At 57.7% G+C, this 20,140-nt stretch carries 21 protein-coding genes and 4 pseudogenes; 8 read left to right on the top strand and 17 right to left on the bottom strand.

The annotated features are described in order from the left end of the window. Positions 1–8 precede the first annotated feature (8 nt). From GGQ85_RS10945 to GGQ85_RS10930, 4 genes are read right to left on the bottom strand one after another with little or no spacing between them, the layout of a single operon-like run. On the bottom strand, positions 9–230 hold the full coding sequence (locus GGQ85_RS10945) for a hypothetical protein (RefSeq protein WP_309774544.1): 222 nt from the start codon (positions 228–230) through the stop codon (positions 9–11). Beyond that, positions 223–492 carry a DUF5659 domain-containing protein gene (locus GGQ85_RS10940; RefSeq protein WP_309774543.1) on the bottom strand — a complete coding sequence of 90 codons (270 nt, stop codon included), beginning with the start codon at positions 490–492 and terminating at the stop codon, positions 223–225. The genes GGQ85_RS10945 and GGQ85_RS10940 overlap by 8 nt, the downstream gene beginning before the upstream one ends. Before the next feature lie 26 nt (positions 493–518). Further along, entirely contained in the window at positions 519–1,292 is a 774-nt protein-coding gene (locus tag GGQ85_RS10935; RefSeq protein WP_309774542.1) for an ImmA/IrrE family metallo-endopeptidase, read from the bottom strand. A 53-nt stretch (positions 1,293–1,345) separates the two neighbouring features. After that, the gene (locus GGQ85_RS10930; RefSeq protein ID WP_309774541.1) at positions 1,346–1,699 is read right to left on the bottom strand and encodes a helix-turn-helix domain-containing protein; all 354 of its coding nucleotides are present in this window, start codon (positions 1,697–1,699) and stop codon (positions 1,346–1,348) included. 542 nt (positions 1,700–2,241) lie between these two features. On the opposite strand from GGQ85_RS10930, the gene GGQ85_RS10925 reads away from it, so the two are divergent. Both GGQ85_RS10925 and GGQ85_RS10920 read left to right on the top strand, forming a co-directional pair. Beyond that, positions 2,242–2,688 (top strand): methyltransferase family protein, encoded by a 447-nt coding sequence (locus GGQ85_RS10925; RefSeq protein ID WP_309774540.1) that lies wholly within the window; start codon positions 2,242–2,244, stop codon positions 2,686–2,688. 496 nt (positions 2,689–3,184) lie between these two features. After that, on the top strand, positions 3,185–3,859 hold the full coding sequence (locus GGQ85_RS10920; protein ID WP_309774539.1) for an outer membrane protein: 675 nt from the start codon (positions 3,185–3,187) through the stop codon (positions 3,857–3,859). Positions 3,860–4,146: 287 nt separating this feature from the next. Here the strand turns inward: GGQ85_RS10920 and GGQ85_RS10915 are convergent. The 3 genes and pseudogenes from GGQ85_RS10915 to GGQ85_RS10905 all read right to left on the bottom strand — a co-directional run. Next, positions 4,147–4,354: pseudogene (locus GGQ85_RS10915) on the bottom strand (site-specific integrase); the annotation flags it as partial. A 75-nt stretch (positions 4,355–4,429) separates the two neighbouring features. After that, a pseudogene (locus GGQ85_RS10910) lies at positions 4,430–4,646 on the bottom strand (hypothetical protein); the annotation flags it as partial. A gap of 17 nt (positions 4,647–4,663) precedes the next feature. Further along, positions 4,664–4,876, bottom strand: coding sequence for a Lar family restriction alleviation protein (locus tag GGQ85_RS10905; RefSeq protein ID WP_309774537.1), 213 nt, complete (start codon positions 4,874–4,876; stop codon positions 4,664–4,666). 511 nt (positions 4,877–5,387) lie between these two features. Between GGQ85_RS10905 and GGQ85_RS10900 the strand changes: the two genes are divergently transcribed. Then, the gene (locus GGQ85_RS10900; protein ID WP_309774597.1) at positions 5,388–5,828 is read left to right on the top strand and encodes a c-type cytochrome; all 441 of its coding nucleotides are present in this window, start codon (positions 5,388–5,390) and stop codon (positions 5,826–5,828) included. 344 nt (positions 5,829–6,172) lie between these two features. On the opposite strand, the gene GGQ85_RS10895 is transcribed toward GGQ85_RS10900, so the two are convergent. The 3 genes and pseudogenes from GGQ85_RS10895 to GGQ85_RS10885 all read right to left on the bottom strand — a co-directional run bounded on the left by GGQ85_RS10895 (position 6,173) and on the right by GGQ85_RS10885 (position 9,041). Then, positions 6,173–7,927 (bottom strand): cation:proton antiporter domain-containing protein, encoded by a 1,755-nt coding sequence (locus GGQ85_RS10895; RefSeq protein ID WP_309774536.1) that lies wholly within the window; start codon positions 7,925–7,927, stop codon positions 6,173–6,175. Between the two features lie 132 nt (positions 7,928–8,059). Continuing rightward, a pseudogene (locus tag GGQ85_RS10890) lies at positions 8,060–8,332 on the bottom strand (transposase); the annotation flags it as partial. A 70-nt stretch (positions 8,333–8,402) separates the two neighbouring features. Then, complete coding sequence (locus GGQ85_RS10885) at positions 8,403–9,041, bottom strand: GNAT family N-acetyltransferase (protein WP_309774535.1); 639 nt, start codon at positions 9,039–9,041, stop codon at positions 8,403–8,405. 853 nt (positions 9,042–9,894) lie between these two features. Here GGQ85_RS10885 and GGQ85_RS10880 point away from each other — a divergent pair. Beyond that, positions 9,895–10,985: pseudogene (locus GGQ85_RS10880) on the top strand (IS5 family transposase). Continuing rightward, entirely contained in the window at positions 10,982–11,110 is a 129-nt protein-coding gene (locus GGQ85_RS10875) for a hypothetical protein (protein ID WP_309774534.1), read from the top strand. The pseudogene GGQ85_RS10880 and the gene GGQ85_RS10875 overlap by 4 nt, the downstream one beginning before the upstream one ends. A 353-nt stretch (positions 11,111–11,463) precedes the next feature. On the opposite strand, the gene GGQ85_RS10870 is transcribed toward GGQ85_RS10875, so the two are convergent. From GGQ85_RS10870 to GGQ85_RS10855, 4 genes are all read right to left on the bottom strand, one after another. Beyond that, positions 11,464–11,682, bottom strand: coding sequence for a hypothetical protein (locus GGQ85_RS10870; RefSeq protein ID WP_309774533.1), 219 nt, complete (start codon positions 11,680–11,682; stop codon positions 11,464–11,466). Positions 11,683–12,119: 437 nt separating this feature from the next. Then, on the bottom strand, positions 12,120–14,042 hold the full coding sequence (locus tag GGQ85_RS10865; protein WP_309774532.1) for an ABC transporter ATP-binding protein/permease: 1,923 nt from the start codon (positions 14,040–14,042) through the stop codon (positions 12,120–12,122). Between the two features lie 230 nt (positions 14,043–14,272). Then, positions 14,273–14,497 carry a cold-shock protein gene (locus tag GGQ85_RS10860; RefSeq protein ID WP_309774531.1) on the bottom strand — a complete coding sequence of 75 codons (225 nt, stop codon included), beginning with the start codon at positions 14,495–14,497 and terminating at the stop codon, positions 14,273–14,275. Positions 14,498–14,519: 22 nt separating this feature from the next. Beyond that, on the bottom strand, positions 14,520–14,924 hold the full coding sequence (locus GGQ85_RS10855) for a DUF3597 domain-containing protein (protein ID WP_309774530.1): 405 nt from the start codon (positions 14,922–14,924) through the stop codon (positions 14,520–14,522). 220 nt (positions 14,925–15,144) lie between these two features. Here GGQ85_RS10855 and GGQ85_RS10850 point away from each other — a divergent pair, with 220 nt between their 5' ends. Continuing rightward, positions 15,145–15,441 carry a hypothetical protein gene (locus GGQ85_RS10850; RefSeq protein ID WP_309774529.1) on the top strand — a complete coding sequence of 99 codons (297 nt, stop codon included), beginning with the start codon at positions 15,145–15,147 and terminating at the stop codon, positions 15,439–15,441. A 4-nt stretch (positions 15,442–15,445) separates the two neighbouring features. Here the strand turns inward: GGQ85_RS10850 and GGQ85_RS10845 are convergent, their stop codons facing one another. Then, positions 15,446–15,910 carry a hypothetical protein gene (locus GGQ85_RS10845; RefSeq protein WP_309774528.1) on the bottom strand — a complete coding sequence of 155 codons (465 nt, stop codon included), beginning with the start codon at positions 15,908–15,910 and terminating at the stop codon, positions 15,446–15,448. 225 nt (positions 15,911–16,135) lie between these two features. Here GGQ85_RS10845 and GGQ85_RS10840 point away from each other — a divergent pair, with 225 nt between their 5' ends. After that, a complete protein-coding gene (locus tag GGQ85_RS10840; RefSeq protein ID WP_309774527.1) occupies positions 16,136–16,495 on the top strand; it encodes a hypothetical protein in 360 nt (119 codons plus the stop codon). 57 nt (positions 16,496–16,552) lie between these two features. Here the strand turns inward: GGQ85_RS10840 and GGQ85_RS10835 are convergent, their stop codons facing one another. After that, positions 16,553–16,765 carry a (2Fe-2S)-binding protein gene (locus tag GGQ85_RS10835; RefSeq protein ID WP_309774526.1) on the bottom strand — a complete coding sequence of 71 codons (213 nt, stop codon included), beginning with the start codon at positions 16,763–16,765 and terminating at the stop codon, positions 16,553–16,555. Between the two features lie 440 nt (positions 16,766–17,205). Further along, positions 17,206–19,257, bottom strand: coding sequence for a TonB-dependent receptor (locus GGQ85_RS10830; RefSeq protein ID WP_309774525.1), 2,052 nt, complete (start codon positions 19,255–19,257; stop codon positions 17,206–17,208). Between the two features lie 530 nt (positions 19,258–19,787). Between GGQ85_RS10830 and GGQ85_RS10825 the strand changes: the two genes are divergently transcribed. Further along, positions 19,788–20,140 (top strand): transposase (locus GGQ85_RS10825; protein ID WP_309774524.1); only part of this gene is annotated, 353 nt, incomplete at its 3' end.

Genomic DNA, 20,140 nt, shown 5'->3' with positions numbered 1-20,140 from the left:
TCGCCGCGTTAGCGCGGCAATTCATCCTCAGGAATCGTGAACTTGTGCGACTTGCCCGCCTCGATCACCAGGTCTCGACGACTGCCTTTACCGATCGCGCTGGAGATAGAGCAGCGGAAGTGACCGTGGTGCAGACCATCGAGGACAACCTCGTAGATTTGTTCTAGGGCTTCGCGAAGTTGAGATCCGTTCGCCTCGCGAGCGTTGAAATGGATGAGCTTCTCAGCCATTGTGCAGAAGTCCTTTCATGTCCTTGATGGTTGCGGCGAAAGCCAGCGGACGAACGGTGGTGGCGTCGCCATAGAAGGCCATCACATCGGCGCGCCGCGTGGCGCGATCGCGAAAGACGAACACCTTGCGCCGGCCCTCGTCGCGCAGATTCACCAGCTCGTAGCCGAGGCAACGCAGGAAACAGGCGAGATAGAAATCGCGCGTTTCAAATGCGGCGTCTATCCGGTTCGGCTGCTTGCTGATAGCTCGTTCAGTTAACACTTGACGATCTCCTCAAAAAAATGGGTTCACACGCCCTCCGACAGAAGCCCCTGAAGTGGCACGGCGCGGTGCAACAGCCCAAGCTTTTCGAGTCGGATGCGCATGGCGATTGGAGAGACGAGGAATTTCTCGGCGAAAGGCTTGGCGAAGCGTTCAAGCGCCTGATCATCGCTTTCGGCGAAGGCACGATCGGAAATGCGGCTTTCGAAGCGTGCGATCTCGACGAAGGGATGGTCAATCGGTTCGGATGGCTGAAGCACCCGCTGCTTGCGGTCGGGGAAGACTTCGTCCCAGGCGGCGAAGACCAGCTTGCGCGGCATCAACAGGCAGGAGGCATAGAGGTCGGCCTGCAATTCGATCCGCTCCTTGGCCTGGCTGGATCGGCAAACGACGCTCGGCGCGGAATTGGTTTCAAGAAGCGATATTTGCGCCGGGTCTTTGCCAAATAAGGCCCGATGAAGCTGCCAATGTCCGACCTCATGCGCCACCGTATAGCGATAGCGCCCCTCCTTCGCCGGATTGGCGTCAGGATCGAGGCTTTCGTCGATCACGATCCGCTTCTGCTCGAAGAACATGGCGCCGAGGATATCGGGGTCAAACCCGATGCCCGAACGCGGTACGCCGAACAGACGGTGTGTATCGTCGAACTCGATACCGATCTTCAGGTACTTCTCGATGATGTCGTCGATCGCGATGGGCAGTTCGATCGGGACGCCGCGCGCATAGGCATACCCGGCCAGGAGCGCCTGCGCGTCCTTTTCGATCGCCTCGTCGGCCACATAGGAAACGAACCTGGTCATTGATCGCCGATCCTCATCTGCATTTTTGAAACCATCATCCCCCAATCAGGCGCTCATTTGTCCTTCGCCCTCTGCGCGTTTTGCGCCAGTCGGGCGATGTCTTCGGTCGTCAATCCGTTCGTGGTCCGCAGCAGCGCCGCCAGTTCGACCGGGTGACGCTTGATGATATCCGACAGGTCGCTCGACACGCGGCCCGCCCGCGCCAGAAGCTCGTCCACGTCACAATCGATGACCTTCGCGATCGCCTTGACCCTGTCCTCGGCCGGTGGCGCGAACTCGTCCCGTTCCACCTTCGACAGATAGGTCGGGCTCACCCCGATCATCTTGGCCATTTCCCGCAACCCTATCTCCTTCGCCTCCCGCTCCCGGCGGATGAATGGGCCGAACTTCTCCCTCCCCGTCTTCATGGTTTCATGCTCCGTGCCCTGTTTTGGTTTCAGTTTACACGCAATCAACAGCTGCTGTCAACAAACGACTAAACAGCGATTTACGGATAGTTATTCTAATGGCCAAGTGGTCTCGGATCCCTTCGTCAACACGTCGGAAATCAGGTTCCGCGGCGACGCGCCTAGTTCTTTTATTCAAGAACGGCAGCTCGCGGCCAAGCAGCCGATGCGGACGGTGCGGACGCAGAAGATCCTGACCGCGCTTAGGACCGCAAATTCCGTCGCACGGTCCGCGACACCACACCAAACCTGCAAAATGTTTTGTCCTGTTGAACCTGTCCCGTGTTTTTTTGCGAGCGATGCAGATTGTGCGGATGGCTCGCTGGCTTTTACCTGAGATGAGAAACGGTCAATTGCGCTCTCGCCTTCACTAACCTGATAAAAAGAGCGCGCCGGTTCGGCGGTGGCGTCGTTTCAAAATCCATTTCGCTGAGTGATCGATTCTCGACGTAAATCCGAGCTATTTTGTTTTTATCCAGACCGTCAATTCAGCCGGTTCGAACATGCTCAAGCTTCCTCCACCAATCTGGGCATTAATCTATCTACTGTTGTGTGTAGCGCTCAGCTGGTCGCTCGGCTGGCCGAGCCTTCCCGGCCTGCCGTTGCCGCTGCTGGGAATGGCCTTGGTAGTCCTATCGTTCATCCTGGCAGTCTGGGCCTTCGTTCTTTTCAGGCGTGAGCGCACCGAAATCGAGCCAACTTCGCCGTCCAATCGCAAATTGGTTATCAGCGGTCCCTACCAGTTCACCCGTAACCCGATGTATCTGGGCCTCATAACTCTGACCCTGGGAATCGCCATCTGGATTGGTGCTTGGCCGATGTTCATCGCGCCCGCCGCCGTATTCGCCACGACCAACTGGGTCCATATCCCCTTCGAGGAAGCTAAAATGCGTCGTCAGTTCGGAGCGGCTTATGATGATTACATTGCCAGGGTGCGGCGCTGGATGTGAGAAAAGCCGTTCGGAAGAGAGTCATGACTGGCGCGGAACGGTGGGCGCAGGTGGGAAGATTTCCCACCTGACTGCAACCGAGACTGTGCCGGTGCTGAAAGCATCCCACAAATTCATCATATCATATCATAGCGCCCGGCCCAGTCTGCGGAGGGGTGAGGATGGTGCGGACGGAAACCTCGCCCTTTCATCCTGATCAGAAGCGATTCGGCGGCTAGTTGAGATATGGCTAAGGATGAAAGCGAAGAGTGTCGCAGATCGCACTGAGCCCAATGCAATTTTGCTTGGAAATCGAATGGACCTGTGTTTTTTTGTCTTAGCCGGCAACCGTCCGGTCCAGGAATCGAATCATCCTTAGCCCCGCCCACGAATGGCGGGGCTTTTTTTTGCAACCGCGCGCCGTCGACATTTCCCGAAGTGTGGCAGAGCAGCTACAGCAACCGCAGAGGTTATTTTTATAATACAAGGTATCGATTCCAACCTAAAGGGTCCGCTCATGAAAAAGATTTTGCTAACCACTGCAGCTGTGCTGATCAGTGCATCGGCTGCTTCCGCCGCTGATTTGGCAGCACGTCCGTACACCAAAGCTCCGCCCTATGCGCCGCCCGCCCCGATCTATAACTGGACCGGCTTCTATCTCGGTGGTCACATCGGCGGCGCCTTCGGTGGCAACAATAACATCTTTGCGCCCGGTGTCGTCGGTTTCAACAACAATAACGACGGCGTGTTCATGGGCGGTGTGCAGGTCGGCTACGACACACAGTTCTCGCCGAACTGGGTCTTCGGCCTCGAAGCCAACTACAGCTTCCTCGACACCGGCAGCTTCTTCGCCAACCGCGGCCTCGGCTCGGTCACCGGCCGGCTCGGCTACACCTGGGGCCCGGCGCTGCTGTACGTCAAGGGCGGCTATGGCTGGGCTGACTCGCGCTTCACCAACGGCTTCGGTGGCAATGGTGGCCGTGACGGCTACACCGTCGGCGGCGGTCTCGAATACCTGTTCACCCAGAACTGGTCGGGCAAGGTCGAGTACCAGTACTACGATCTCGGCACTGTGAACTTGGTCGCACCCGTTGTTGCTAACTTCCGCAACGACCAGCACACCATCAAGGTCGGCCTGAACTATCGTTTCAACTGGGGTGCTCCGGTTGCCCCAATGGCGCCCGGATATTGATCTAATCAGAACTGACGAGGAAAAGGCCGGCAAGTTTGCCGGCCGTTTTCTTTGCTCGACACCGCGGAAGCTTTAGCTCGAAATGAGTGGAGGATTCAGAGTGCGCGTCATGTTGACCAAATCGGAAGAGTACAGAGAGAACGCCCGCAAATGCGGTGAACTCGCCGATGAGGCGAAAGCTTGGGTCGCACTTGCGGAAGAGCAGGATTGGCTGGATGGTCGGTTGCCACCTCCTAATTAGATGACCGCCGGAGCGAGCTTTACGGCTAGCAGGCAAAAAAGGGCCGTCACTGGGAAAAGGTAAGCCGCACGAGATCGCTAAAGATACTCACGCAAGGAAACAAACGGCCGCAAACGTCGAGCGTCATGACAATTAAAGAATGACCGACCGACCCTGTACGAATTTAGCCGGCAGTTCGAGGCCGCCATCGACTTTGCGGTTGATACACCAGACGTGAAGAAATGCCGAAAAGCATCGTGGCCGCTGTATTTCGCTACGCCCAACGAAACCGGGTACGTTTCCAACACCGACTACTTTGGCGAGACGTTTTTCACTTATTCGCTAAAGACGATGACGATCCGCTCGAAGAAGCCGGGCGAGAACTCGCGATAGAGCTTGCCGCTCCTCCCGGCCGATGATCGGCTGATAGAGACCGAGATAGACGTCGAACGCGGTGTCGATGCGCCGCTTCTCGTCGAGCGCGAACAACAAGTCTTCCTTCATGCCATCCTGTCGTTCAATCGTCTTGGCGTTGGTCGAGAGCTTCGCTATAGCCGCGCCTGGCCGCGCTCTCTCGATCGCCGTCAGGGCGCTCGCTCATGCGCACGGCTCTGCCACTGCCTGATCGCGTCGTTCTTGCCCGCGTCGCTTTCGACGCGAGCGGAGCACTGGCCACACCTGATCGCGTAGCCTAGGCCATGGCCGGTGCGCACGAAGTAGGCTCGCCCGCCGCAGAACGGACACGGCTTTAAAGTCTCGGGGATCGTCTCGCTCGGGATTGCTTCGATGTCGGTCACGTGCGCTCCTATATCATCCGCCCAGTTCTCCGACGCGGTCCCGCCCTGAGCACCGAATTATGCCAAAAAAGAGCCATGCCCGAAAGCTCTGCTTAGAGCGCGCCCGCGTTGATCTTCGAACGGCCAGCAGCAACAGGTTGTTGATGGCCAGCATCCACTTAAGCCAGTCAAGGTCTCGGATGATCTCGGCGCGTCGAGCGCGAAGCGGAAGCATCGCGGTCATGGTCAGCCCGCTGCCCAATAGCTCATCGATCCGATCATTCAGCAGCGGATCGCGATGTGATCTTGCGGCCGTCCTCGCGCGTCACTTTGCGATAGCCGAGCGGCTCGTTCGAGGGCCAGAAGCCCTGCGCTTTTCGTAAAGCGATGGGCTCTCACAGAGCCGAGCATCGATGTTGAAAAGATGCGAGCCATGAAGGCGCAAGGTGTCGGGCCGTCAGCCATCGCGTCCGACAGATGAACGAAGCCCGGCAGCGCGCAGAGAGCCTCAAGGCGCAAACACAAGCTCGGTATAGATATCGCGTTCACGACGGAGGGGTCGGGCGCGGACGCGGACCATTACCATTACTGCGATTTTCTCCCGAGCCAGAAAATCCGAGGGGAATCTGCGAAAAGTAGATGTCGGCAAAGGGTTCTGGGATCGGTCCGCCCGGACGCAAACGGCCGAGGCGACGATCCGACCGTCCGCGCCAACTTCCTGTGCCGGGCTGCGGATCCTTCCAACGGCAAGGATATCGCCGAACGCTGGTGTGCAAGCTGCCATCTCGTCGAGAGCGGGCAAAGGAACTCCACCGATCTGGCGCCGCCGTTCACATATCTGGCGAAGAGGCCCGACTTCGATCAGAACAAGCTGGCCTTTCTGCTGCTGATTCCACACCCGAATATGCCCAAGCTATCGCTAAATAGGTCTGAAATTTCCGATTTGGCCAAGTACATTCGTTCGCTGAAGTAAGATCCCCGGTGCTTGCGTTGCCGAGCTTCCTTCGACCTTCTTTTCACCTCCTCGCAGACTGGCGCACCGAATTACTGAAGCAATCGCTTGTGTCGGGTGGTGCGAAAAAGTCTCGCTAGGGGATCGCCCTTTACAGAGCAGGCTGCTCGCTTTCCAATTTAGGCCGGGATATGATGAATCGCGCGGCTGGCGACATTGAAGGCAGTGTCGATGCGGCGTTTCCTGTCAAGCGCCAACCGCAGAGCGAACGTGCTGCCTTGTGCCGGAACCTCCCCTCATCCCGCCAGGCACTTCAAAATCTCTGCCAACGGACAAGGAAGTTCCCAAGTCCGTAAGGTACATTCTTACAATTGTTGTTCCGCCGTGAGGGCAGACTGCTGCAGGGTGAGCCGGAATTCATCCCGCTTCGCGTGTACCGAGGCAATCGCGCATGCGTCTGGAATCCCCAGACCGATGAGCGCCGCTTCGGACAGCTGCAAGCTCGCTTCGACAGTTTCCGGGACCGCATTGGTCGCTCCGATCGCGTAGAGCTGGCGGGCGTGTTCGGCATTCCTCGCCCGTGAGATGATCAGCGCGTCCGGCCGCACCGTGCGGATGCGCCGGACGACGGCGTCGATCGAGATTCTAGACGGAATGGTGATGATCACGCCAGTCGCCTGCATCAGGCCACAGGCTTCGAGAAAGCCCGGCTCGGTCGCGTCGCCATAGTAGACCTTATGGCCGTCGCGACGATGACGCCCCACAACGGTAGCCTCCTGATCGATCGCGATGTATTTCAGGCCATTGGCGGTGAGCAACGAGCCAACGACTTTTCCGACCCTGCCGTACCCCACCACGATGGCTTGCGGCTCCTGACCGGCCGGACGCTCGGAAAGCTCGGGGTCGACAATTCGCTTGACCGACAGTTTCGTCGCCAAGCGCTTTCCGAGTTTGCCGAGAAGCGGAGTCAATGCCATCGTCACTGCCGTGACGGCGACGGCAAAGCTCGCCAAGTGAGGCTCAATCAGCGTTGAAGCCATGCCGATGCTAACGAAGGCGAATTCGCTGACAGGACCCAGCAGCAGGCTACTTTCGATCACCGCAGGCCACGAAAGACTGAAGAGGCGGCCCAGGATGATGACAACCAGGGCTTTGCCTGCCAGCAAGCCGACGACGGCCGCCAGCACCCAGCCGAGATCACGCTCAAACACGCGGAAATCTATCGCCATGCCGACCGTGAAAAAGAAAATGCCGAGCAGCAGGCCCTTGAAGGGTTCGACGGTAGCCTCGACCGCCTTGCCATATTCGGTCTCGGCTAGCATCAGCCCGGCGACGAAGGCGCCGAGCGTCATCGATAGGCCAGCCTGGTGCGCGGCGAGGCCCGCGCCGACGATGACGAACAAGGTTGCTGCAACGAACAACTCGGTCGAATGCGCGCTAGCGACTATTTGAAATAGGGGACGCAGCAGCAGCCGTCCGATCAAGGTGAGGAGAGCTACCGCTATCACCGCCTTGAGCAGCGCGCTTGAGATTTGCATCGCAATCGAGCCGCCGTTGCCCGCCTCCAGCACCGAGATGAAGACGAGGATCGGGACCACCGCGAGATCTTGGGCTAGCAGTATGGAGAAGCTAGCGCGGCCGGCGGTCGTGGTCAAACGTCGCTCGCCCGACAGGAGTTCGAGCACGATCGCGGTCGAGGAAAGCGCAAGGCTCACGCCAAGGATCACTGCGGCATCGGAGCTCTGGCCCGTCAGAATGATTGCACCGAAAATGAGTGCGGATGTCACCAGCACCTGCAGGCTGCCCAGCCCGAACACCAGCCGCCGCATGGTTACAAGCCGCCGGAAGGATAGTCCAAGCCCGATCAAGAACAGCAGGAATACGACACCAAGGTTAGCAATTCCATCGACGTTCTGGGCGTCTTTGACTGTAAACCAGTGCAGGAACGGAAAGGTCGGGATGAAAGAGCCGAGCCCGAGCGGGCCGAGAATTGCACCGGCGCCGAGATAGCCCAGAACGTGATTGATACCCCAACGGCGCACAATCGGCACCACAACGCCGGCAGTGCCAAGGACAACCAGAGCGTCGCTATAAGCGTTGATGTTAATGGTCGTGGTCACGAGTCCCTATGCGCTGATATCCTCAACCGCAATAACGTTGTTTAGGGTCGATACCACACGGCACCGCTCGTTTCACCCGATTCTACCATCCAGGTTCGCGACTCATCCCGCTTCGGCCGACAACTCAGCCGACTGCGCAGCAGGTCCACCGGCCGTTGCGAGTGCGTGGAATATGTCTACCCATACGCCCCTCGCTGCCCAGCGGACGAAGCGATTGTAGAGTGTTTTGCGCGGACCATAGACCTCCGGCGCATCGATCCAGCGTCCACCCGACTTCAGAACCTGGATAATGCCGCTGATCACCCGCCGATCATCAACTCGCGGCTTACCGCGCGTATCGTTAGGCAGAAGTGGCTTGAGAACAGCGAACTGATCCTTCGTTAGCCAAAAGCAATCGCGATTCATCAACGGCCTCCTGTCGAAGACCGTGAATCACAAACTCAGCGCCGAAGGAATAACTTTATGGGTCCCAACCCTAAAACGACTCAACAACGCCAAACGACGTAATTGTTTGCCGCATCAGGATACTTCCGCCTTTATGCGCCAGCCGCGGATGCGTGCCCACCGGGGCATTTCCTACCACGACGAAACCGCGTGTCTCGTAGAATTCCAATGCAGCTTTGTTGTCTGCCCAGACATGGAGGCTGAGGCGGTCGAAGCCGTTTGCCTTTGCACGTTCTTGCGCCCACCGCAGCAACTCGGTGCCGACGCCAAATCCTCGACATTCCTTACTGATCGCCAGGGCATTTAAAAACATACTGCCCCAATCCTGTAGATCCAGCATTCTCTGGACATGCTGCCGCCGCGCGGCGGGTACCATCTCATATTGCTCGTCTTTGAGATCATTGATCGGAAATGCATTGGCGGCGCCAACGACCCCGCCGGTCGCTCTATCGACAGCCACTTGGCAATTGCGAAATGAAATGGGGTACCGATCGCCCCAGACACCGATCGCCAGCAAGTCCACCGTGGTCAAGACAGGCAGGACATCGTCGAAGAGAAACTCATAGAGACCGCCACCAGCGATGCAGATGAATCGAGCGATGTCCCGGCAATCATCCGCAACAGCTGGACGAAAATCGATCTCTGGTTCTTGCCCGACGGCTGAAATCATGACGTTCTACAACAGCTCACTATCGGAAGTCTGATTGATCTATCCCTGATCCGCGGTCTTGAAACCAAACATTCTCAGCTCTTTTAATAATCGCGGCTAGCAAAATTGGCGTCTGAAGCACGGCTTTGCATTTCTATTCAATAGACCCCATTTGGGCGCCGCATTGATCCCCATCAAAAGCGTTGACTTTCGGCCAGAACGATCACCGAAGGCTGCATCGGTTCCGGAGCGGTTGCCGGTTTCGCCGGCCCGTCAATCCGTTGGATGAGCGGTGCTGGCGAAATCCGGGCCGCGATTCCGATCCAAACTACGACGCTGGCTGCAACCAATGCGGTGACGACGATCCTGAGGTGAGTACCAACGTCCGCGTGGCTCAAGGAAGAATTCCTGACAAAGTCGCCCACATCATTTTCGAAAAGCTATGCAGCCGTGCGGAGGATGGCTTTGAGGTGAATCAATAGCGCGCATGCCCCAATGAGGACACGAGACGATATCCAAGTGCAGAAACGAAAACCCGGGTTCGCTCCGGCTCTGGCCTTGATTACGGTCAGTTTCAAAAACTTCACGCCGCCTCATAATGCCCGCAACGGTCGGATATTTGCATGGACCCTAAATTTCTTTCTAGCGAGCCTCGCGGCAGGCACCGTAACCGCGATCGGGACAAGCGCGATCAATACCCCCGCCCCCGGCGCAGCCTTAAGTACTTGGCGGGCTGCTCTCTATACTGCATTTGCCGCCGCCTGATCTCGGCGAACGGCAATCCACCGGCGTCGCACCAAATGTGCTTGATCGTAGCTTCGAAGCAACCGCTGTGAGCATGATTTATTGCTCCGAAGCGATTTGGAGATGATGAGTGCGCGGTGGTGACAATCTGACTGGCGAGTTGTTCAGCTACTGATCTGGAGGCGCGGGTTCGGCGCGATCACCCGCTTCGCGCCATCCGGGTCATTGTGAATGAAGCGCTTGTCGCTTTGGAGCGGGAGTTCGCGGCGCTGTATTCGCCGCTCGGGCGGCCGTCGATCCCACCCGAGAAGTTGCTCAGGGCGATGCTCTTGCAGACGTTCTACTCGATCCGCTCGGAGCGGCTGCTTATGGAGCGGCTGGAATACGACCTTCTGTTCCGCTGGTTCGTGGGCATCGGCGTCGACGATCCAGCCTGGGACCATTCGGTGTTCTCGAAGAACCGCGATCGGCTGCTGGAGGGCGACATCGCGGCAAAGTTCCTGAGTGCGGTGCTGGCCCAGCCCAAGGTGAAGAAGCTGCTGTCGAACGATCACTTCTCGGTCGACGGCACGCTGATCGAGGCCTGGGCTTCGATGAAGAAGTGTCAAACCGAAGGACGGCTCTGGCGAGCCGCCGGCCGGCGGTGTCGGGCGCAATGCCGAAGCCGACTTCCACGGCGAGAAGCGGACCAACGACACGCATGCCTCGATCACCGATCCGGACGCAAGGCTCTACAAGAAGGGCAAGGGCAAGGAGGCGAAGCTATGCTTCATGGGTCATGGGCTGATGGAGAACCGCCATGGCCTGTTGGTCGACGCCTGCCTGACGCTGGCCGGCGGACATGCCGAGCGGGTGGCGGCGTTGCACATGATCGAACCTCGCGCCGACCGGCCCCTGGCCATCACACTTGGCGCTGATAAGGCCTATGACACGGAGGACTTCGTCAACGAGTTGCGCGCGATGAAGGTGACGCCGCACGTGGCGCAGAACACAAGCGGCCGAAGCTCGGCGTTCGACGGGCGCACGACGCGGCACCGCGGCTATGCCATCAGCCAGCGTATCCGCAAGCGCATTGAGGAAGCGTTCGGCTGGATCAAGATGGTTGCCCGCCAGGACAAGACCCGCTTCCGTGGCCGCGACCGCGTCGAATGGGCCTTCACCTTCGCAGCCGCCGCTTACAATCTGGTGCGACTGCCGAAGCTCATGGCGGCGCCAGCATGACCGCGCCGTCTCACGGCCACGCCAAACTGCTCGACGGCGGCTCGATCCAGATCGCATTCGCCTATCACAACGGCGATCAAGCCATCCCCAAAGCCAGACGGAACACTTCTTCAACAGCCTGCTAGAGGCGCTTATCGCGTCGGGTAAGCTGCAAGAAGTGCAATGGTAGGAGCCGGAAGATAATCGCAACTAGGCGGGTTAAAAACCGGACGCTCGAACGTCTCACTATTAAGGAACGCTCTCCCGCGATCAGCATTGAATCGCCCGGAACGGGATATTACCGCACCTGGCTCCCGGACCCGAATTGGCTCGCCGTGACACCCATCCGGCGGGCCTTTTTGGTGGTCGCACGACTCAAACCGCCACTGGGAAGAAGAAAACCCAAAGTAATAACGCGATGAGCACGAGCAGGCCGGCCACGATTGCAAAGATGAAAAGTTGAGGCATGCGCGCCAACGCGGGCGCGACGCGTTAGTTGCTACAGCAGCCTCGTTATAACGTCGCAGCTATTCGGCGGCTGCAATTCCGGCGAATTCGCCCATCTCTCAATGTTTGCGGCCTTCTCGGCCTGCCGAACCTTCTTGAGCAGTGGGAAAGGATCCGCCCTGGTCGGCGTGCGGGCCGCCTCGGCGCGCGACTCCGCGACGAATACCGAAAGGCGGTCCTGGAGCGATGTGGTCTGTTTACGCGGGGTCATATCGCTGCTCCTATCCGTGAGAGGAAGGGCGGCAGCGCAATCAGGCGTTCTCATCACCGAAAGAAGCCGCGATCCGCTCAGTGCTGGCGGAATTATGAGCTTGGAACTCAGCAACCGCGAATCCTTTATCCGCGGCTCCGCCTGGAACCTATCCCAAATGTCGGTGAATGGCATTTGAGTAAGTGGCTCACTCGGCAAGCGCGGACCTTTAGCGCGCTGTGCCCAATGCCGGCGGGCCGTTTTACATTTCACTCGGCAAAGTTTGTGACCGGCATTGCCCGAACGGATGTGGAGCCCAGCCATTGGTTCATGGACGGGACTGCACCCTTTACCCGTGTACCCACCAGGCCAGTGCCCCTCGCTTGGGCTCGCGCGTTTCCAGGCCACTCTGTTACGGGACGATTTGGTGCGATGGACGCACGTCGCCGTGCATCATTTCAACGAGATGCCTTGCGGTGGCGCTGGCGCAGGAAACGACCCATCAAGCGGCGTTTTCCCTTATGTGGAATGAGATTGATATCGCTGACTAGCTTCGCGCCACCCTTGCGGCGCACCAGAACGACCTTTCGAGTATGAAAGGCTTCGAGTTCGACGCGATGCGCCACGCTGACGACTGTAGCATTAGGGAGCTCCTTATTGAGGAGCTCCATCATCTTGTCCTGGCTCTTTGCGTCGAGCGCAGATGTTGCTTCGTCCAGCACGACAATATCGGGGTTATGCAAAAACAGCCGGGCGAAGGCGAGCCGCTGCTTTTCGCCCCCCGACAGCGTTTGGTCCCAGGGCGCCTCTTCCTCAAGTCGACCCTTTAGGTGAGCAAGTCCTACTTTGTCCAGAGCAGTGCCAATTTGCTCGAGAGTCCAGTCTTCCGCGGCCGCGGGGTAGGCTGCAGCGCGACGTAACGTGCCAAAGGGCACGTACGGCTTTTGCGGGAGCATGAACAACCGGCGGTCGGTATGGAAGCTGACGCTGCCACCACCCCATGGCCACAGACCAGCGATAGCACGCACCAGCGTGCTTTTTCCGGTCCCTGATTCGCCCGCCACCAGCACGCGCTCGCCGGCCTCGATGATCACCTCCGCTTCTCCCACCACGGCGGTGCCGTCGTCGAGCGTCACGGACAAGTCGTTGAGGCTGAGCATCGCATCGCCCTCGGTCTCGCCGCGCTGTATGCGACCTATCCCGTCGCCACGCTCGGCCCGATCCAGCCCGTCGATCGACATCATGAGCGACGCAATTCGCCGCGCGCAGGCATTCCAGTCAGCCAGACGAGGATAATTGTCGACAAGCCAGCCGAACGCGCTCTGCACAATGGTGAAGGCTGATGCCGCCTGCATCACTTGTCCCAACGTCATGCTGCCATCGAGGAATTTCGGCGCGCATAGCAAAAGCGGGATGACCGGAGCAATCAGGCTCGATCCCTGCGATACGATGGTGGTGCGCATGTGCTGACCGCAGAGAAGGGCCCATTGCTTGATCACGCTGGCGAACGTTTTGTCGATTCCGTGGCGCTCTTCCTCCTCACCTCCCAACAGGGCAATGCTTTCACCGTTCTCGCGAACGCGCGTCAACGCGTAGCGATATTCGGCTTCGGCCTGGTTTTTACTCTCCGAAACCGCGACGAAGTGACGTCCGATGTAGACCATCGAACTGCTGGTAACTCCGGCATAGATCACCGCCGCCACCACCAGGAAGCCGGGCACGGTAAATGTCGACCCGCCAACTGTCAGGGTTAGAGCGCCACCGATGGTCCAGAGCACGACAATAAAGGTTGCAGCCGAGAGGAACGCGGATATCACGCCAGAGGCGAAATCCACCGGCGCGTCGGTGGCGACTCGCAGATCCTCGGCGATGCGGTATTCCGGGTTTTCGTGATCGCCGCTGACAAGATTGAGTTGATAGTAGCGGCCGTTGGTTAGCCACCGCGACACCACTGAATCGGTCAGCCACGCGCGCCAGCGGCGCTGGATGCCCATGCGTGCGAACACCTGAAAAACGCCGAGCGCCACGCTACCGATCGCGAGCGGGAAGAACACCCCCGTCAAATAGAAAACCGTAGCGGAGTCACGTTTCTCGATGGCGTCAAAAATCGCGCGGTTCCAGACATTGATGGCGTATTGAAACGCGACGTTGGTAACAATCATGGCGATCAGGCCGAGAGACAACACCCACGCCAGTTTGCCGCCGTTGACACCCCAAAATCCTTTGGCGCTGATCCAGAATCGCGTGAGCAAATAGTCCCTGCGTGCCTGCTCAATCTCTTCCGGCGAGAGACCCGCCTCCGGTTCCAAAATTTCCGGAGGCGGAGGCTCAATTGCATGTCCGGTCTCCGCGACAACATCAACAATCTGCGACTTCGGCATGGCTCACGACCTCGGTTAAAGGGTAACGTCTTCCGCGCGCGTACCGCACCCGGTCACGATAGGGCTCAGATAATTCTGCCCAGAGAAGGAAGTGAGGGTACCGGATTAGGGGCGCCGACCCTCAACGAAAACGCCGAAAATCCCCAAATGCAAATAGCCCGGAGCATTGCTCAGGGCCATTCACATCGCGAGCCAGCGTACATCCGGCTCAGCTCACAAAAATCAAATGATCAACCGACCCGAAGGTTCTCCGCGCTCTCTTTCCCGCGGTTCATGACGACCTCGTAGCTCACCTTGTCTCCTTCGTTGAGCGAGTTAAGGCCTGCCTTCTCCACGGCCGAGATGTGAACGAAGACATCCTTGCCGCCGGTCTCGGGCGCGATGAATCCATAGCCCTTCTGCCCGTTGAACCACTTCACAGTACCAATCGCCACTTGTCGAACTCCTGTTGGCATGAATAACGAAGCGAACCTCCTGCTAAGCTGCGCGGGTGAGATCAGACGGTAATTTGCCGCCGTTAGCTGCCAGCTGTGCCATCATTTGCTTATGCAGCCAAATGTTCATCGTCGCGGAGTCATTCATGTCGCCGGGAAAGCCCAGATCCTTCGCCAGCTCCTTGCGAGATTCTAGGCTGGAGTCGACGTCGAGAGCCTTCATGAGATCAACGATCGAAGTCCGCCAGGCCAGCTGTTCGTTTTTCTTCGCTACAGCCTTGTCGAGAATGGCTGCAACGTCAACAGAGCTGCCGGCGGCCGTTCCATTTGAGGTAGAGGTGGCCGGGGTCGCAGCAGACCCGCCGCCTGTCTCGGGTTTTGATGTCGGTGTCGCAGCTTCAGCGTGGCTGCCGAAGATGGCGCCCATGATCTTTCCAAATATGCTCATTGTGACGCTCCGTTCGGCCGCTGCGAGGAATTCCTCAACCACCAGGTAACACGTTCGTTCCATCGTGCCGCCCTGGTGAGGGAGGTCGACGTCGGACAGTCGCTACCGGAATGAATGTTCGGAGCGTTCGCCGCCTGAGCCGGTGACCGTCGGCGCGACGATGGCTTCGCGCCTGTCTCGCGAATCACTTAAACGGGGTCATCAAATCTCAGGAGTGACCATGGCCAAAAAGGCAAAGAAGTCGACGACGAAGGCGTCGAAGAAGCCCGTAAAAAAGACGGCGAAGAAAACCGCTACCGTGGGGACGAAAAAAGGCAGTGCCAAAAAGAGCGACGGCCGCTCAAGTCCTCGGCCCTGGTCGAAGGACGATCTTAAGCAGCTCAAAACCCTCATTAAACAAAACACCCCGACCCGTTTGATCGCGATGAAGCTCAAGAGAACCGAGGCATCGGTCCGTTGGAAGGTGCACAGCGAAGGATTGTCACTCAGGCCCACCAATCGAAGCCCGAGGGACTAGCTTCTCACGTTCCAATAATCGACGGCTCCGGATGCGCCTGTCGTGGCGTCGTTCTGATGTGCTTGCGGGGCTTCGAGGGCGGATCAAAAATCGGCGCCAAGCGCTCGTACAGCATCGCCGCCATCGCCTCACGTTTAGGGACGGCCCCTCGGTTTGCCTTCGCCATGTTGGCGAGCTCGATCAAATCGATATTGTCGAATGCTTCGATCCAGGCCAGTCCGCGGTCAGACCAAGAGGGATGCGCAAGGATAATATCACTGACGCCCTGAATTCCGGCCGCCGTCAGCGCGCGTTCATTCCCAGCCGATTCCACAATGGTGCGCAGTGTGATGATGACATGTCCTTCGCCGTGCTCGAGGATCATTCGGCGAAGCGTCTGGCCAGCCTTGGTGCGCAATGGACCGGTCGGCTCATGACATTGGGCGATCGTTATTCCGAGATCGGCGCAGATGCTCTCTACCGTGCTCATGCTGCAAGCCTTTCGCCATTGCGCTGTATCAGGTGTAAGAGCGCGATCGATGAATTGCAATGCAATGAGCTTCTGGAACGATGACTCGAGGGCCCCGTAACAGATGAGTTATGTCAGTCCGGTATAATAATCGTCGACTGCTCTGGTGCGGGTCGGATCAGACCAATTCCAGCTGCTTTCGTCTGCATACTTCGGAGCATCGAGCGTGGATGGGCGCTAGCGTTCGTGAAGTATTCCGATCGCTACGGCTTCGATGAAAAGTGGGCCCGTGTTTTACATACCGGATTTTGGTCAGGCGCGTTTATCGCCCCTTGGGATTGGCGATCACGGAATAAACAGACCGTCATTCTCGGATCCATCTTAGTCCCCGTGACTGCTCAAAAGCTCTTGCTGGACGGGGTATCTTCACTGGAAGCTCCGGATCCTGACTGCACCATCAAGGCTGGCGTGCACAACGGCGAGTGTATCTATCACCGGACCGGTGATCGCTGGTACGCGAAAATGAAGATGGATAAGCCGGATCGGCCCGGGTTCTGCTCGGAGGAAGAGGCGGAAGCCGCAGGATGCAGGGCGCCGAAGCGGTAACGAAGCGCCATGGGCGGTCACATGTGATTTCGGATTGGATCTGCTGGATTGCGTGGATTAGGGAGCGGGACAGCCGGCGCAGCATTCCCGCGCACACGCGCCGAGCGCTTCCCTGATAATCGTCTTGATGGTCCGGGCACATCGGCCGCATTCAGCGCTGCATCCCAGGCATCCGTAAACCTGCTTCGCGGAGCGCGGCAAAACATTTGTTGCAGTGACGGCAGCGCGAACGTCGTGATCGGTCAATACGTTACAGGAACAAACGATCATCAAACGGGACCCGTTACGATAACGACTACGATTGGATATTGTTAGGCCCTGTGAAACGCAAGCGAAAACCGGTTGTTTCGAGCAATTCCAAACTGTGGAATCTCAAGTGACGACTTTCCGGCCGAGCAGATGACCGGCTCTGTGCTAGAGACCGCCTGCCTTTTTCCATGCGCTAATAGCAACTGTGAGAGTGCGGGCTGGTGGTGATGCGCGATGATGACTGCGCCACAGAATATAGAGGATGATATTGGATGATATTGGATGATATTCTCGTCACCTTGTGGGGTTAGCGTTGAGTCAAACACGCTTGACCTCAAATGCGCTTCTGTATCAAGGAAGGGCTTTCGGACCTCGGAGAGTGGCAGAGAATTGCGTCTGGTCTCCGCCGTGCCGATAATTATATCGGCTCGCCGTCACATTCAGATTGGTGACTTTGTGCTTCAGAACCTCGCTGTGGCCTGCAGCCGGAACACACGCGGTGATCCGGGCATGAGGTTATTGTTACCATCGGCGGTCGAGAAGTATTTTTGATCGAACAAGTTCTCGATGTTCAGCTGAGCGCGCCACGTCGGGTTCAAAGTCAGGATGACTGCGGCGTCAACGCGCGTAAATTCCGGAAGGCGGACGGTGTTGTCGGACGAGGCGAAGAAGTTCGAATAATGGATCACGCCTATACCGCCGGCCCACATGGGATCGAACTGATATTTGTTCCAGACGGAGAAGGTATTATAGGGAACGAGCCCTACGCGGTTTCCGGCAACAATGGTTGCCGAGAGATTGTTTGCAATCCGCGCATCCGTATAGGAATACCCACCAGTGACCTGCCAAGCATCCGTGATGTAACCGGCAAGGGACGCCTCAAAGCCACGTGTCTTTGTCTGCCCGTTGAGGAGAAAGAACCCAATATTGACTGGATCCGCGATACGTTGGTTGGTCCGATCGAGATCATACACAGCGGCGGCAAACTGAAGCCGAGGCACGATATCGTACTTGACCCCGATCTCGGTGTTCACAAATTTTTCTGGCGGTGCGATCACCAATCCGGGACTGAGCGCGCTGAATTGGTCTCCAGCGCTCGGCAGGTACGATACACTATAGCTGCCGTAGATCGACAGATTGTCTATCGGTTTGTAAACGATGCCCGCACGCGGCGACACAAGATCGTCAACGCGGCCTAGCACCACGTTGGTCCGCCGATCTCGTGACGAGAGGTCGAAATGATCGAACCGCACGCCAGCGATCAATTGCAGATAGCGGGTGATTTCAATCTGATCCTGAAGGAAGGCTGCGCCAAGATTAAGGTTGTAGGTATTGTTTGCATCCGTAGTCCCGTTGTTTCTGAATGTCACGGGGACATAGGAAACAGGATTTCTTGGATCGATAGTGATCGTCGAATCCACGCCGTTGAAGAAGCCGCTTTGACGAAAGTTCAGACCGCTCTGACGACCGAGCTCTCCTCCGAACAGGACCGTGTGGCGCGTCCAACCGGCATCGAACTTGTAGGTTACGTCTGTCCGATTGAAGAGGTTGGACCGGTCCGTTTCGTTATTGTAAGATGAAAGATTGCTGGATGTACCAGCAAGGTTAACCGCGCCCGCATTGGCGCCGCCACCCGGAAAAACGTTCTGATAGAACTTGTTGTAATTCGCCGCTTGAGTAGCGTTACGGACTGCGAATCCGTTTTCGAAATCGTGCTCGATAATCGCCATACCAATATCGACGTCAGCGATTGCATAGCTCAGAAGAGGATTGCCGAAGAAGGTCGATGACGACGTGTCGTATGGAAATCGCGGAAATGCGTTGCCTGGGCGGATCTGCGAAGGGACGCCACGATCAACGGTCCGATTATCGTGCAGATGCTCATAGCTCAGCTTGACCGTCGTGGTATCGTTTGGTGCAAAAGTGACGGTCGGATTGACTGCCCAGCGATCGAGATGGACAAAATCTCGGTAGCTGCTGGTGTTTTCATACATTGCATTGAAACGGGCCGCCCAATTCTCATTGATGGCCTGCCCGATGTCGGCCGTCATGCGCGCGCCCGGATAGGAATTTCCCCAGACCGTGAACTCCCGAACCGACGTGCCATCGGCCTCCTTCAACACTCTGTTGACCACGCCGCCACCGCCGCCACGTCCGAAGATCATAGCATTGGGGCCCTTCAGAACCTCAAGCCGCTGGAGATTGTAGACATCGCGGAAATACTGCACGTCGTCCCGAATTCCATTTGTGAAGAAATCTGCATTGGTCCGCTGTCCACGGATTACGAGATCGTCTCGATGGCCTTCACCTTGATGGTAGATCACGCCCGGCACGTACCGCGTGGCCTCGCCGATCGACAGGATGGCTGTGTCCTTGATGAATTCCTTCGTCAGCACGGAGACCGACTGGGGGATGTTGATGAGAGGTGTGTTCGTCCGCGTTGCAGTGGTCATGCTCTGGGTGATGTAACCCGACTGCCCTGTCTTAGCGTCCTGGCTGTTCACGCTCGGCATATGTTTAGGCGTGGGCGCGGAAGCAGCGACCTGGCGGCTCGACCTTACAGTTCTCGGTGCAGCAGTTGACGCGCGACGACGCCGGGGCTGTGTCTGCGTTGGCGCATCAATCGTCACCTTCGGCAATGTCGTGTCGGACGATCGCGATTCTTGTGCAAACGTGGAGCCGCTGTCCGCCAACATTCCGGCGCCAAACGCGACCACGGCGCTCGTTGAAAGAAGAAATGAGCGCTGAACAAAGCGCGCGAGCCAGTAGCTCATAAATGCCCCCAAGACGTCGCCTAATTCCGTATGCATACAGTCGCAGAATTAGGTGGGAAATGGGATATATTTAGAATAGCTCTAGATCGAAACGATTTCTAAAACTAATCCGTCCTCCTCTCTCCTTTCGTTTTGAAAAAATTAGGAGAACGATGTCGGCAGTCAAGATTTTCGAGAGCAGAATTTTTCTAATCGTGACCTAGCTGATGACCTGAGACCCTGAACTTCCTCCAGAATTGGGTAGAGTCCGTCGATCACGGAGACGGACGATGCGAGCCTCGCGGTTCACTGAGGAACAGATCATCGGGATGCTGAAGGAGCAGGAAGCCGGAGCGAAGACGACGGAGGTCTGCCGCAAGCATGGCATCTCGGCTGCGACCTTGTACAAGTTCAAGGCGAAGTTCGGCGGGATGGATGTGTCCGACGCCCGTCGCCTGAAGGCGCTGGAGGACGAGAACGCCCGGCTGAAGAAGCTCTTGGCCGAGCAGATGCTCGACAATGCGATCCTGAAGGATGTCACCTCAAAAAATGTATGGTCCGCCCCGGCGTTGCAAGGGATTTGGATTTCTGTCGGGCGCAGTTTGCGTAAATGTATCCGGCCTCTCGCGAGTGAGCTGCTGTT

The organism is Nitrobacter vulgaris (genome assembly GCF_031453995.1).
GTDB classification, from domain to species: domain Bacteria; phylum Pseudomonadota; class Alphaproteobacteria; order Rhizobiales; family Xanthobacteraceae; genus Nitrobacter; species Nitrobacter vulgaris.
The sequence above is the reverse complement of the archived record's forward strand: the minus strand, read 5'-3'. Positions and strand labels throughout refer to the sequence as shown.

Bases quoted from the DNA above. Each gene is read 5' to 3' on its own strand.
- GGQ85_RS10835 (WP_309774526.1), bottom strand. From the start codon at position 16,765: ATGATCGTTTGTTCCTGTAACGTATTGACCGATCACGACGTTCGCGCT.
- GGQ85_RS10935 (WP_309774542.1), bottom strand. From the start codon at position 1,292: ATGACCAGGTTCGTTTCCTATGTGGCCGACGAGGCGATCGAAAAGGAC.
- GGQ85_RS10865 (WP_309774532.1), bottom strand. From the start codon at position 14,042: ATGCCGAAGTCGCAGATTGTTGATGTTGTCGCGGAGACCGGACATGCA.
- GGQ85_RS10830 (WP_309774525.1), bottom strand. From the start codon at position 19,257: ATGCCGAGCGTGAACAGCCAGGACGCTAAGACAGGGCAGTCGGGTTAC.
- GGQ85_RS10945 (WP_309774544.1), bottom strand. From the start codon at position 230: ATGGCTGAGAAGCTCATCCATTTCAACGCTCGCGAGGCGAACGGATCT.
- GGQ85_RS10860 (WP_309774531.1), bottom strand. From the start codon at position 14,497: ATGCCAACAGGAGTTCGACAAGTGGCGATTGGTACTGTGAAGTGGTTC.
- GGQ85_RS10855 (WP_309774530.1), bottom strand. From the start codon at position 14,924: ATGAGCATATTTGGAAAGATCATGGGCGCCATCTTCGGCAGCCACGCT.
- GGQ85_RS10930 (WP_309774541.1), bottom strand. From the start codon at position 1,699: ATGAAGACGGGGAGGGAGAAGTTCGGCCCATTCATCCGCCGGGAGCGG.
- GGQ85_RS10850 (WP_309774529.1), top strand. From the start codon at position 15,145: ATGGCCAAAAAGGCAAAGAAGTCGACGACGAAGGCGTCGAAGAAGCCC.
- GGQ85_RS10925 (WP_309774540.1), top strand. From the start codon at position 2,242: ATGCTCAAGCTTCCTCCACCAATCTGGGCATTAATCTATCTACTGTTG.
- GGQ85_RS10845 (WP_309774528.1), bottom strand. From the start codon at position 15,910: ATGAGCACGGTAGAGAGCATCTGCGCCGATCTCGGAATAACGATCGCC.
- GGQ85_RS10875 (WP_309774534.1), top strand. From the start codon at position 10,982: ATGACCGCGCCGTCTCACGGCCACGCCAAACTGCTCGACGGCGGCTCG.
- GGQ85_RS10920 (WP_309774539.1), top strand. From the start codon at position 3,185: ATGAAAAAGATTTTGCTAACCACTGCAGCTGTGCTGATCAGTGCATCG.
- GGQ85_RS10870 (WP_309774533.1), bottom strand. From the start codon at position 11,682: ATGACCCCGCGTAAACAGACCACATCGCTCCAGGACCGCCTTTCGGTA.
- GGQ85_RS10885 (WP_309774535.1), bottom strand. From the start codon at position 9,041: ATGATTTCAGCCGTCGGGCAAGAACCAGAGATCGATTTTCGTCCAGCT.